Origin of the sequence: Methylosarcina fibrata AML-C10 (assembly GCF_000372865.1) — a bacterium.
Lineage (GTDB): Bacteria > Pseudomonadota > Gammaproteobacteria > Methylococcales > Methylomonadaceae > Methylosarcina > Methylosarcina fibrata.
On the sequence record NZ_KB889965.1, the window covers coordinates 795,308 to 808,401 of the forward strand.

General features: G+C 55.1%; 12 protein-coding genes. 11 read left to right on the plus strand and 1 reads right to left on the minus strand.

What is annotated here, in order from left to right:
- Window positions 1–56: 56 nt before the first annotated feature.
- From A3OW_RS24000 to A3OW_RS0104085, 6 genes are all read left to right on the plus strand, one after another.
- On the plus strand, window positions 57–1,124 hold the full coding sequence (locus A3OW_RS24000) for a glycosyltransferase family 2 protein (protein ID WP_020562148.1): 1,068 nt from the start codon (window positions 57–59) through the stop codon (window positions 1,122–1,124).
- Between the two features lie 11 nt (window positions 1,125–1,135).
- Window positions 1,136–2,104, plus strand: a complete 969-nt coding sequence (locus A3OW_RS24005; protein WP_232422435.1) for an NAD-dependent epimerase/dehydratase family protein — start codon at window positions 1,136–1,138, stop codon at window positions 2,102–2,104.
- Window positions 2,105–2,175: 71 nt separating this feature from the next.
- Window positions 2,176–3,258 carry a glycosyltransferase gene (locus tag A3OW_RS0104070; RefSeq protein ID WP_198291284.1) on the plus strand — a complete coding sequence of 361 codons (1,083 nt, stop codon included), beginning with the start codon at window positions 2,176–2,178 and terminating at the stop codon, window positions 3,256–3,258.
- Window positions 3,259–3,273: 15 nt separating this feature from the next.
- Window positions 3,274–4,260 carry a UDP-glucose 4-epimerase family protein gene (locus A3OW_RS0104075; protein WP_020562151.1) on the plus strand — a complete coding sequence of 329 codons (987 nt, stop codon included), beginning with the start codon at window positions 3,274–3,276 and terminating at the stop codon, window positions 4,258–4,260.
- Window positions 4,257–5,282, plus strand: coding sequence for an MraY family glycosyltransferase (locus A3OW_RS0104080; protein WP_020562152.1), 1,026 nt, complete (start codon window positions 4,257–4,259; stop codon window positions 5,280–5,282). The genes A3OW_RS0104075 and A3OW_RS0104080 overlap by 4 nt, the downstream gene beginning before the upstream one ends.
- Complete coding sequence (locus tag A3OW_RS0104085) at window positions 5,279–7,264, plus strand: nucleoside-diphosphate sugar epimerase/dehydratase (RefSeq protein WP_020562153.1); 1,986 nt, start codon at window positions 5,279–5,281, stop codon at window positions 7,262–7,264. The genes A3OW_RS0104080 and A3OW_RS0104085 overlap by 4 nt, the downstream gene beginning before the upstream one ends.
- Before the next feature lie 117 nt (window positions 7,265–7,381).
- On the opposite strand, the gene A3OW_RS28175 is transcribed toward A3OW_RS0104085, so the two are convergent.
- A complete protein-coding gene (locus A3OW_RS28175) occupies window positions 7,382–7,534 on the minus strand; it encodes a hypothetical protein (protein WP_020562154.1) in 153 nt (50 codons plus the stop codon).
- Between the two features lie 484 nt (window positions 7,535–8,018).
- Here A3OW_RS28175 and A3OW_RS0104095 point away from each other — a divergent pair, with 484 nt between their 5' ends.
- The 5 genes from A3OW_RS0104095 to typA all read left to right on the plus strand — a co-directional run bounded on the left by A3OW_RS0104095 (window position 8,019) and on the right by typA (window position 13,012).
- Window positions 8,019–8,927: a LysR family transcriptional regulator gene (locus A3OW_RS0104095; RefSeq protein WP_026223316.1), complete on the plus strand. Its 909-nt coding sequence runs from the start codon at window positions 8,019–8,021 to the stop codon at window positions 8,925–8,927.
- Window positions 8,924–9,505, plus strand: a complete 582-nt coding sequence (locus A3OW_RS0104100; RefSeq protein WP_026223317.1) for a class I SAM-dependent methyltransferase — start codon at window positions 8,924–8,926, stop codon at window positions 9,503–9,505. Before A3OW_RS0104095 ends, A3OW_RS0104100 begins: the two co-directional genes overlap by 4 nt.
- A 7-nt stretch (window positions 9,506–9,512) precedes the next feature.
- Window positions 9,513–9,905 (plus strand): rhodanese-like domain-containing protein, encoded by a 393-nt coding sequence (locus A3OW_RS0104105; RefSeq protein WP_020562157.1) that lies wholly within the window; start codon window positions 9,513–9,515, stop codon window positions 9,903–9,905.
- A gap of 202 nt (window positions 9,906–10,107) precedes the next feature.
- Window positions 10,108–10,914, plus strand: a complete 807-nt coding sequence (locus A3OW_RS24010; RefSeq protein ID WP_020562158.1) for a sulfite exporter TauE/SafE family protein — start codon at window positions 10,108–10,110, stop codon at window positions 10,912–10,914.
- Between the two features lie 274 nt (window positions 10,915–11,188).
- Entirely contained in the window at window positions 11,189–13,012 is a 1,824-nt protein-coding gene (gene typA, locus A3OW_RS0104115) for a translational GTPase TypA (protein ID WP_020562159.1), read from the plus strand.
- The last annotated feature ends 82 nt before the right edge of the window (window positions 13,013–13,094 follow it).

A 13,094-nucleotide genomic window follows, 5' to 3' on the forward strand; every position in this document is an offset into this window, starting at 1 on the left:
TTGTGGATTAAAAGCCGCCCCTTTGCATTTGGGCCGCTATTTTAAAGGACCGTTTTGTGGATAAATTCAGTATTTCCAGTTTCAGACAAGCCCGGCTGCCTGGAGAAAACGAAATCATGTCGTCCTGGACCGGCTCCAAGCCCCTGGTTAGCGTGATTTGCACCGTGTTCAACCATGAACGATATATCGAAGACGCCATTCGTGGATTTTTATTGCAGAAAACCGGTTTTCCCTTCGAAATCATCATCCATGACGATGCCTCGACCGATAAGACAAGAAGCTTGATCAGCCGTTATGCGGAGGCCTATCCGACGATAATCCGACCGATACTTCAGGATGAAAATCAGTATTCCAAAGGCGTGATGATGCTTCTGCACGCGGCCGGTTATGCCAAAGGCGACTATATCGCCTTTTGCGAAGGCGACGATTACTGGAGTTCCGAGGATAAGCTCCGGATTCAATTGGAGGCTTTAAGAGCCCAGCCCGACTGTGAAATTTGTTTTCATCCGGCGGTTAAAACGATAAAAGAAGTTCCGGGCGATCTGCTTTTTTGTCGTCGAGCAAAAGGCGACGCGATTCTGGACGTCGGAGCGATTATCCGGTGCGGCGGTTCCTTCATGCCGACGGCCGCCATGCTCATACGGAGATCTTTTTTCGACCGTATTGCGCTGGATGACACCGGATTTTATAAGAGAAATCTGGATGCCTATTTTTTTCAGATATTTTGCTCTCTTGCGGGCGGCGCTTTGTATATCGATCGCCCGATGTCGGTCTATCGAAGTTTTGCCGAAGGTTCATGGACCGAAAGGATATTGCAGGACCAGTCGTTTTATATCGGCTGGCTGTCGAAGCATCTGCTCAGGCTACGGGAAGCCGATGCCATGACGAACCATCGCTATACCGAGGATTTCTCAGTTGCGATCAAGCGTTCTTATTTGAGCGCATTGAATAATATCAGTTTGGATATCGGATTCAGGCGGGATTTTTATAGTAAACACCGGCAGGAGCTCGGTTTTTTAGGCGCTGTATTATGGTATGGTGTTTTCCAGCTTCCCCAGGTTCATGTCCTCTTTCTGCGCTTGCGATCCGTGATTAACGAGAAGCTTAAACAAGGGCTAATTTGATTGAACTGATTATGATTGTCGCCATTACCGGAGGAACGGGTTTTATCGGAAGACATTTGGTTCGGAGGCATTTGGCCTTGGGCAACGAAGTGCGTTATCTAACCCGTCAAGAGCCTCGATCGGAGCTAAATGGAGCAGTGCCGTTTGCCGGTCATTTGAACTCCTCCGCCGCAAGTTTACGAGAATTTTTATCGGGAGCCGAGGTGGTATACCATTGCGCGGCGGAATTGCGGGAGGAGGGGCTTATGCATTCCACCAATGTTGAGGGTACGGCCAATTTGCTCGAGGCCGCCAGGGGGGAAGTCAAGCGCTGGGTCCAGTTGAGCAGTACCGGCGTGTACGGCAATCCTAGACACAAGGACATTCGTGAGGATTCGGCAATCGGTCCCGTCAATGCCTATGAAAAATCGAAAACCGCCGCAGATGAGCTGATATCGGCCGAAGCCGCAAAATCGAAAATGGAATTCGTCATTCTCAGACCTTCCAATGTTTACGGAACCGATATGCCTAATCAGTCCCTTTTTCAAATGATCCGTATGATCGATAAAGGCCTGTTTTTTTATATCGGCAAAATCGGCGCAATCGCCAATTATATCCATGTGGAAAATGTTGTGGATGCCCTGCTGCTGTGCGCCAGGGCTTCCTTGCCGGCCAACGGTCGGATTTATATTGTATCGGACCATTGCCGGCTGGAAGAGTTTGTCGCGACCGTGGCGGCGGCTTTGCATCAGCCGGCTGCTCGGGTTCGACTGCCGGAAGGCCTGATTCGCCGGTTGGCGGCGATTGGCTCCAGCCTGGGAAAAAATCCCTTGACGCAATCCAGAATTGACGCGTTAACCAATACCACCGTATATAGGAGCGACAGAATTCGCTCGGAACTGGGTTACAGCCATCGCATACCGATGCAGGACGGCATCGCGGAATTGGCTCGCTTTTGGAAAAACGGCGTTTATTCATCTGCTGAAAGCACGGAACGATGACGGCGAAACATAATAAATCGATGAAAAAAATTTGTTATGTAGCTACCGTACCTGCAGCAGTGAATTCTTTTATGAGGGGACATATCGATGCGGCTGCGGAAAAATGGACGGTTAAAATCAGCAGTCATCCGAAAGGGTCCGAGCTGTTAGACGGCTTGGCCGCTCCATTTCTACCCTTGCCGTTTGAACGCAAAATAGCCCTCCGGCGGGATTTATGCGCTTTATGGCAATTGGTGACATTGTTTCGCCGCGAACGGTTTGATCTGGTGCATTCGATCATGCCTAAAACCGGGCTGTTAAGCATGTTCGCGGCCTGGGCCTGCGGCGTTCCCCACCGGGTCCACACCTTTACCGGACAAGTATGGGCGACGAGGCGGGGCTGGAAACGCACGGCATTGAAACTGTTCGATCGGCTCATCGTCCTGTTCGCTACCGATATTCTGGTCGACAGTCCGTCGCAACGCGATTTTCTCATTGCCGAAGGGATTCTTTCCGAACACAAAGGCAGCGTCATCGGCAGGGGCTCGATCTGCGGCGTCGACGGGCAAAAATTCCGACCCGATGCTTCCGCCAGGCAGTCCATTCGTAAACAACTGGCGATCGGCGACGACCGGACAGTGATTCTTTTCCTGGGCAGATTGAACCGGGATAAAGGCATTTTCGATCTGGCCTCCGCTTTCGCCTTGCTCGCGGCGCATCGGCCCGATGTCGTGCTGGTGCTGGTGGGGGCCGAAGAAGATGCGCCGTTCGAGCGCGTTCGGGAAATTTGCCGGGCTTCGGTCGATCAACTGAGAAAAGTCGATTTTACGCCTGAACCGGAAAGCTACATGGCCATGGCCGATATTTTTTGCCTGCCCAGTTACCGGGAAGGCTTCGGTCAGGTTATCATAGAGGCGGCCGCCGCCGGCATTCCCACCGTGGCTTCTAGGATTTACGGAATTACGGATGCGGTCGAAGACGGCGAGACCGGGCTGTTGATTCCGGCCGGCGACGTTCCGGCATTGACGGCTGCCTTGTCGTTATTGGTTAACGATGAAGCCTGCCGGCGGCAAATGGGGAATGCAGCCAGGATCCGAGCTCTGGCGCTGTTTTCCAGTCGGCAAATTACTGCGGATTTAATGAAATTCTACGACAAGGTGTTCGCACAAGCTTAATCATCCGACATTTACATGAATGTTCCATTGAAACCTATTTCTTCCGGTGGAGCCGTCCTGATTACCGGCGCCAACGGATTCATCGGCCGCGAATTGTGCGGCCAACTCTCCGGTCAGGGATGGCGGGTCAGGGCGGCGGTTCGCTCAGGCCGGCCGATGCTTCGGGCTATCGATACGGTGACGGTCGATGCGATCGATGAAAGGACCGATTGGGGCTCGGCCCTGGACAGCATCGATGCGGTCATCCATCTGGCCGGACGCGCGCACGTGGTCAACGATAGCGCGTCGGATCCTTTGGCCGATTTCCGGCGCATCAATGTCGAGGGCACCCGGAATCTGGCCCGGCAGGCGGCCGATGCCGGCGTCCGGCGATTTGTGTTTATCAGTTCGATCAAGGTGAACGGCGAAAACACGTCGGCGGATTGTCCTTATACCGCGGCGGATCGGCCCGCGCCGGCCGATCCCTACGGCATTTCCAAGCACGAAGCGGAAGAAGCCTTGCGCGGTCTGGCCTCGGAGTCGGGCATGGAAATGGTCATCATCCGTCCGCCTCTGGTTTACGGGCCGGGCGTACAGGGTAATTTTCTGACGATGATGCGCTGGCTCGATAAAGGGATCCCGTTGCCGTTGGGTTGGATAGCCAATAAACGGACGCTGGTGGCGTTGAATAATCTGGTCGATTTGATCATCACCTGTATCCATCATCCGGCAGCCGCCAACCAGACCTTTCTTGCCGGAGACGGCGAGGATTTGTCCACGACGGAGCTCTTGAAAAGATTGGGGGATGCCCTGGGAAAAAAAGCCCGGCTTTTGCCGGTGCCGGTAGCGCTTTTGTCCCTGTTTCTGGGATTGTTGGGCAAACGGGCGGAAACGCAGAAGCTGTGCGGATCGCTTCGGGTCGACATCGGCAAGACGCGGAATTTGCTGGGCTGGACGCCGCCGATGAGCGTCGATGAAGCGTTGCGGCAGACGGCCGAGGATTATTTAAGGACAGCCCGATGACGGAATTGTTGCGGGTGCTGCTGCCGGCTCTGATTGCCGCAGCGGTACTGACCGAAGTTTTTCGCCGCTATGCGCTGGCGGCGAATCTAATGGATGCCCCCAATCGGCGCAGTTCTCATGTGCTGCCGACTCCCCGCGGCGGCGGCCTGGCCATCGTCAGCGTCTTTTTGCCGGGTCTTGCGGTCCTGAACCGCATGGGCTTTTTGCCCGATAACGCGTTATGGGCATTATGCGGTGCCGGCGGCGTGGTGGCATTGATCGGATTTTGGGACGATCATCGGCATGTTCCGGCGCGCTGGCGGCTGTTGGCGCATTTTCTCGGAGCCGGTTGGGGATTGTATTGGCTGGGAGGCATGCCGCCCTTGAGTTTCCTGGGGCATACGCTGGACCTCGGCTGGCTCGGCCATTTTCTGGGATTGATCTATCTGGTGTGGCTGCTCAATCTCTACAACTTCATGGACGGCATCGACGGCTTGGCCGGCATGGAGACGGTCACCGCGTGCCTGGGCGGCATACTGTTATTATCTATAACAGCTCAAGACCATTCCCTGGCTTTGCCTCCGGCGCTGTTGGCGTCTGCGGCCGGCGGTTTTTTAGTATGGAATTTTCCACCGGCCAAAATTTTCATGGGCGACGTGGGCAGCGGTTTTCTGGGTATGGTTCTGGGTTTGTTTTCGCTCCAGGCCGCCGCCGTTTCGCCGCAGTTCTTCTGGAGCTGGGTTATTTTACTCGGCCTGTTTATCGTGGATGCCACGTGGACGTTATGCCGCCGGTTTTTTCGCGGCGAGCCCGTGCACGAAGCGCATCGCAGCCACGCCTATCAGAAGGCCTCCCGCCGGTTCGGCGCGCATCAGCCGGTCACGCTCGCGGCCGCGGCGATCAATCTGGGCTGGCTGATGCCGCTGGCGTTGGCGGTAGGTTTGGGCAAGCTGGACGGTGTTCTTGGCGTGGCGCTGGCTTATTTGCCTCTGGTGTTTCTGGCGATCCGGTTCAAAGCGGGCGAGCGGGAGGCCGATCGATGATGTCAAGCCTGGCCAGATGGTTTATCGGCCGCTCCCGTCCGGTCAAAGCAGCGATCTTGATCAGTGCCGACGTCTGCTTTGCCGTATTGGCTTTGTGGCTGGCTTTTTCCTTGCGTCTGGGCGTGCTCTACAAGCCCGGCGCCGTGGATTGGTATCTTTTTATCATTGCGCCGATGCTCGCGGTGCCGATTTTTATCCGGTTGGGTCTGTACCGGGCCATCATTCGCTATATCGAAGTCAGGGCGTTGTGGACGATCATTCAGGCAATCACGATTTATGCGTTTGTTTTCGCGGGCATTTATTTTTTGCCGTTCATCATTTATGAAAGTGGCATTCGTAATCTGCCGCGGACCGTACCTCCATTGAATTGGCTCATCATGCTGCTTCTGGTAGGGAGCAGCCGATTCTTCGCGCGCTGGTGGCTCGGCGATATTTATCTGCAGCGGGCCGGAGAACGGCATCTTCCTCATAAGCGAAGACGGAACGTGATCATTTACGGGGCCGGCAATGCCGGCGTGCAGTTAGCTTCTGCTCTGGAGCACGGGCGCGAGTTCAGGCCGGTCGCGTTCATAGACGACGATGCCTTGCTGCATAAACGGAAAATCAACGGCCTGCGGATTTATCCGTTCAGTTCGCTCAGCTATTTGATCGATCGGCATCAGGTATCGGACGTGCTGCTGGCGATGCCGTCCGAGAAACGGGCGCGCAAAAGCGAGCTTATCCGGTTGCTGGAACCTTTCGCCGTCCACGTCATGTCGATGCCGGGCCTAGCCGATATTGCCCAGGGGAAGGTGACTTTCGATGCCCTGCAGGAAGTGGACATCGGCGATCTTCTGGGGCGCGATCCGGTGGCGCCCGATCCCTCCCTGCTGCATGCCGACATCACCGGCAAGGTGGTCATGGTCACCGGCGCCGGCGGCTCCATCGGTTCGGAGCTGTGCCGGCAGATCGTCCAGTTGCAGCCGGTCTCTCTGATTCTGTACGAGTTGAGCGAATATGCTCTTTATCAGATCGAGAAGGAACTGTCTCGCTTGTTGGACAAATTGTCCGAAAAATCCGAATTGATCGCCATTCTGGGTTCGGTGGCCGACTCCGAGCGCCTGCAGAAAGTCTGCAAGACTTATCGGGTAGAGACCATTTATCATGCGGCCGCCTACAAGCACGTACCCATCGTGGAAAAAAATCCGGGCGAGGCGATCCGGAACAATGTGTTCGGCACCCTGCACGCGGCCCGGGCGGCGCTGTCGGCCGAGGTCGAAACGTTCGTGCTGATTTCGACCGACAAGGCGGTCCGGCCGACGAACACGATGGGCGCTACCAAACGTTTTGCGGAACTGATCCTGCAGGCCATGAGCCTGGATTACGGGAAGCGGCACCGCACGCGCTTTACGATGGTGAGGTTCGGCAACGTCCTGGGCTCGTCCGGATCGGTGGTGCCTTTGTTCCGGGAGCAGATTGCCCGGGGCGGTCCGGTGACGGTGACCGATGCGCGCATCATTCGCTATTTCATGACGATACCGGAGGCCGCGCAACTGGTGATTCAGGCCGGCGCGATGGGCAACGGCGGCGACGTGTTCGTGCTGGATATGGGCGATCCGATCCGCATTCTGGATCTGGCGAAAAGAATGATTCATTTGAGTGGGCTGGAAATAAAGGATGAAACCCACCCGAACGGCGAAATAGAGATCGTGTTTACCGGTTTGAGGCCCGGAGAAAAACTGTACGAGGAATTATTGATTGGAGACCAGGTCTCCCGGACCAGTCATCCCAGGATCATGCGAGCCGAAGAGCACGTGATCGCCTGGGCCGCTCTGGAGCCGTTATTGTTCTCTCTGGAAGAGGCTGCGGAACAGGACGACTTCGAGCAGGTACGTGAACTGTTGGGAAAGGCCGTGACCGGTTTTGTGCCGCAATGCGAAATTGAAGACTTGTTGTGGAAGAAAATCAGGTTGAATGCCGGGCATTCCACTGTGGTTTCATAGGCCCGGAAATAAAAAAGCCTCCTTCGCTCTTGCAAGCTAAGGAGGCAAAAAATCAAGCAGGAGTACTATTGAGGAGGATCTGCTTGTCAGTTAAACACTAGAGGGAAGTGATAGTCGTTAATGATGGGACCGAGCGCGCATCGCAATGTTGCTGTAGATCGCCGCAACGGCGAACGATACGGTGGAAATAATGAACTGACCGTAAATAAAGGATCCGACGCCGGTAATCAACAACAAGCCTATTAAAATGTCGTTTTTGAAATTGTTCATGATCAATCTCCGGGAATGACGTTTTAGATAACTGTAACGATTGAAGCTGTGCAAAAGAATTTGTTTATAGACTGATTTAGTAATACTATACATTGATAATAACAGGATACAATATAGTAATTATTAAATGGATTGTTTCCTAATATGAAACAACTAAAAATGTCAACTTATTTTGCTATTCGGCTTCGCTTCGCATTGGAAAAGATTGAAGCGCCGGGTCATGGAAAGAGGCAATTCCTGCCGGTCTATCGTTAGGGTTTGGATGTAAATTATTTCCCCGTTTAAGGCATAGGATGCTGCCGACGATAGGAGGCGCACTTGTGCCCCAGAGGGTATCGTTCGCGATGGATACCCTAAAGGGCACAAGTGCGCTTCACTTCGTTCAGCACATCCTGTTCTATGATTCCGGTTAAAGAAGTCATTTTTGACCGTGTCTTTAATAGGAATCGACAATCCCTGTGACTACTATTTAGAGGAAACCTCGGTGGATAAACTGACCAGTATGAATGTTTTCGTGCGGGTGGCGAAAGCGGGAAGTTTCGCTGGCGGCGCTCGGGATCTGGATATCTCCAGGGCCATGGCGACCAAACACATCATTCATCTTGAAGGGTGCCTCGGCACTCGCCTGTTTAACCGGACGACGCGCAGCCTGAGCCTGACCGAAGTCGGCGCGGCCTATCTTGATCGATGTCAGCAGGTTTTGCTCGACGTCGAGGAAATGGAAGCGGCGATTACCCATCTTCAGACCGAACTTCGGGGCGTATTGAAAATCAGCGCTCCGCCCGTGATCGGAGCGACTCACATCTCCCAGGCAGTCTCCGAATTCCTCAAGCTGCATCAGGACTTGAACGTGGAACTGATTCTGCAAAGCAGTCCCGGTGATCTGATCGATGACGGCATCGACCTGGCGATTTATCTGGGACCGCTCGATGATACCAGCATGTTCGCCCGAAAACTGGCCAGTTCGAGCCTGATGGTTTGCGGTTCTCCCGATTATTTCGCCAAACAGGGCACTCCCGAGACGCCCGAAGATCTCGTCCGACACAGTTGCCTGGTCAATTGGGCAATTCCTCCCAAAAACAAATGGCCTTTCAAAACCGAAACGGGCTATAAGACCATTCCCGTCACCGGCCGAATGCAGGCCAACGTGGCCGATGCCATTCGCATTGCCGCCATTAACGGCCTGGGCCTGATCATGCTGCCCATTTACATCGTCGGCCGCGATATCGAAAAAGGCCGGCTGGTTCCGGTTCTGGAGCAATACTCGCCGCCGCCGCTGGAAGTTCATGCGGTCTATCCGCATAGAAAATATCTGTCGGCCAAGGTGCGGCAGTTTATGGATTTTCTGCAAGCCTGGCTGGAACCTCGGGTCAGCAAGCCCGGACCGGAATGATGGAAGCGCCGGACGAAAAATGGGATCGTATCTACCGTGAGTCCGAGCCGGACCTTGCCCCGCCCGCTCAGGTTCTGGAAGACAACGAGTATTTATTACCGGAGACCGGAACCGCTCTCGATCTGGCGTGCGGCCTGGGCGCCAACGCCATTTTTCTTGCGCGGCGGGGATTGAACGTAACCGCCCTTGATCGGTCTCGAGTCGCCATCGACAAACTCGGCCGATACGCCGGGGCCTACCGGCTTCCGATCGAAGCCCGGAGGCAAAACGTCGATTCATTGTCTTTACCGGAAGCGATCTACGACGTCGTCGTAATCAGCCGTTTTCTTGACCGGACGTTAAGCGATGCGATAATAGCCGCCTTGAAACCGGAAGGTTTGCTGTTTTATCAAACCTACACACGGGAAAAACAAATGGGCCAGGGACCCGATCGTCCGGAGTTCCTGCTCGGAGTCAATGAATTGCTGGCGATGTTTTCATCGCTGAGAGTCGTTTATTACCGGGAAAACGGCTTTATCGGCGATTGCCGGCTCGGATTGAGAAACGAGGCCCGGTTTATCGGTCAAAAAATCAGGTGAGGTTATCATGATCGAACAGTTAAATCCAAAACAGGCCTGGGAATTGATGCGGCAAAACAGCAAGGCTGTCATCGTCGACGTCAGGACGAAAATAGAACACGGCTTCGTGGGCCATCCGCCCGGCGCTGTCCTGATTCCCTGGAAGGAAGGGCCCGACTGGCAGTTGAATCCGAATTTTATCGGCGAGGTCAAACAAGCGGTGCCGGATATCGAGGCGCCGGTCTTACTGCTGTGCCGGAGCGGGCAGCGTTCGCAGGACGCCGCCGTGGCGCTCGAACAGGCAGGTTACCGACATCTGGTCAATATCGTCGAAGGTTTCGAAGGCCCTCTGGATGAAAACAGGCACCGGGGCAATCTCGGCGGCTGGCGATTCCACGGCTTGCCCTGGGAGCAAAGTTAGGCATTCCGGTTTATGCAGCCGGCCGAGCGAAGACGCCGACGCTCTTCCTCGCCCGGCTCTGCGGGCTGAAGAGGCCCCGGCCGGGCAGGATGTCCTTACCGCCGTTGAAAAAGGCCGGTCCAGCCGGGTCCCGTCGGTTTTTCGCGCCCGATAAGGGCCGAAACCGCAATGAAAGTCCCCTCTGCCAGCCAACAGTCGATCCATGTTTTCCACCATGATTCCGGATTTTTCTTTTTATCAAATGGCGTGCATCGCCCTCGTGTTCGTCTGGACCGGATTCGTCCGGTCGGGCCTCGGGTTCGGCGGCGCGGCCCTGGGCTTGCCGCTGATTTTGTTCGTTCAGGACACCCCTCTTTTATGGCTGCCCATCATCGGCATGCACTTGTTGTTTTTTTCCGGCCTGACGCTGCTCAATCGGCTGCATAACGTCGACTGGCGTTATTTGCGCCGCACCTCGATCTATATTTTTCCTGCGGCCATCGTCGGCGTCTTCGGCCTGTTGAATCTTCCGGCCTTGTGGCTGAACAGCTTCATTTATTCGGTTACCTTGTTTTACGGTTTTATCTGGCTGCTCAACCGGGGCATTGAAAGCCGCCATGTCTGGGCGGACAGAGGACTGCTGGTGCTGGGCGGCTACGTGGCCGGCATTTCCCTGTCCGGGGCGCCGTTGATGGTGGCCGTTTACATGCGCAACGTCAGCAAACATCAATTGCGCGACACTCTGTTCGTGTTGTGGTTTATCCTGGTGACCCTCAAGATGACAACGTTCGTCGCTTTATCGGTCGATCTGCATTTTCCGATGGCGCTGGCGCTGCTGCCGGTTGCCGCGATAGGGCATCTGCTCGGCCTGAAGGCGCACAACGCCATCCTGCGTCATGATGTGCTGTTCAAACGCTGGACCGGTGGCGGTCTGGTCGTGGTCAGCGCTTTGGGATTATGGAACTTGTACGGCGCTTCGCTTAAAGATTTTTACGAGTGCATCGCGATTAACACGTGCTTTCTTCCTTGAATTCTTCATATTCTCCACGACAGGCTTTTTCCATGCCTGTTCCGAGGCCCTACGGCACCGATTGGCATGCGCTATTTATTAATTCAGGATCATCGGGTTATAATTGAAAGTTTTTATCCGCTGGGTATCTTGGTCGAAGCGTTTTACAGTGCAGGCACAAACCATTAGAGTCGGGCCGAACAAGCGCCGGCCTGGACATAAAAACCGGATAACTTTCGGATAGGGACGGCCTGGCCTCTCTATTTTCAATCAAGCTCTTTTATTTTAAAAACTTATGACTATCAGCAAGTTAAGAAACGTTGCCATTATTGCTCACGTTGACCACGGTAAAACCACTCTGGTCGACAAGCTGCTGCAACAATCGGGAACGTTCGCCGCGCATACCAAGATGGGTGAGCGGGTCATGGATTCCAACGATCTGGAGAAGGAACGGGGCATTACCATTCTGGCCAAGAATACGGCGCTGGATTGGAACGGCTATCACATCAACATAGTCGATACGCCCGGCCATGCCGATTTCGGCGGCGAAGTCGAGCGGGTCCTGTCCATGGTCGATTCGGTCTTGCTGCTGGTGGATGCGGTCGACGGGCCGATGCCGCAGACCCGGTTCGTTACCCAGAAGGCGTTTGCCCTGGGATTAAATCCGATCGTGGTCATCAATAAAATCGACCGGCCCGGTGCGCGGCCGGATTGGGTGGTCGATCAGACCTTCGACCTGTTCGACCGCCTGGGCGCCACCGACGAACAACTGGATTTTCCGATCGTGTATGCGTCGGCGATCAACGGTTATGCAGGGCTTGATGCGAACGTGACCGGCGGCGACATGACGCCTTTGTTCGAAACGATCGTCGAGAAAGTCAGCCCGCCCAAGGTCGACTTGGACGGACCTTTCCAGATGCAGGTTTCCAGCCTGGATTACAATACTTACGTCGGCGTGATCGGCATCGGCCGCATCCAGCGCGGCACGGTCAAGCCCGGCATGAACCTGTCGATCGTCAGCAGGGAAGGGGTCGAGAGAAAGGGACGCATGCTGCAATTGTTCGGATTCCACGGACTGGAACGGATCGAAGTGCCCGAAGCCCGGGCCGGCGACATCATCGCGTTCACCGGCATCGAAAAACTGGAAATTTCCGACACCCTGTGCCATCCCGACGCGGTCGAAGCCCTGCCGCCGTTGACCGTCGACGAACCCACGGTGACCATGACCTTTCAGGTCAACAATTCGCCGTTTGCCGGCAAGGAAGGCAAATTCCTGACCTCCCGACAGATACGCGACCGGCTGGAGAAGGAATTGCAGCATAACGTGGCGCTTCGGGTCGAGGATACCGGCGATCCGGACAAATTTAAAGTCTCGGGCCGGGGCGAGCTGCATTTGTCGGTGCTGATCGAAAACATGCGCCGCGAAGGCTTCGAGCTGGGCGTTTCCCGGCCCGAAGTCATCATCAAGGAGATCGACGGCGAAAAATGCGAACCGTTTGAAATGGTGACGATCGAACTGGAAGAAATTCACCAGGGTGCGATCATGGAGAAACTGGGCGAACGCAAGGGCGATCTGCTGAACATGGTTCCGGACGGCAAGGGCCGGGTGCGCCTGGAATACATGATGCCGTCGCGCGGGTTGATCGGTTTTCAGACCGAATTCATGACGGCGACATCGGGATCCGGCTTGTTTTACCATGTTTTCGACCATTACGGGCCGATGAAAAAAGGCGAGCTGGGAGCGCGCAAACGCGGCGTGCTGGTGTCCATGGTGCAAGGCAAGGCCCTGGCGTATGCGTTGTTTGCCCTGCAGGAGCGCGGCGAATTGTTCGTCGTGCACGCCGATGAAGTTTACGAGGGGATGATCGTGGGCATTCATTCCCGGTCGAACGATCTCGTGGTCAATCCGACCAAGGCCAAACAACTGACCAATATCCGCGCCGCCGGTTCCGACGAAAACCTGATTCTGACGCCGGTGCAAAAAATGACCCTGGAACAGGCGCTGGAGTTTATCGACGAAGACGAACTGGTCGAGGTGACGCCGAAGTCGATCCGGTTGCGCAAAAAGCTGTTGCTCGAGCATGAGCGCAAACGAGCGGCCAAGGACCGGGCCGACTAGAGCCTCCGCAAGGGGAGCGGATCATTTATTCCGTTCCCCGGCCGAATGCCGGGGTTGGATCGAGTACGGCGGCCGGATTTCT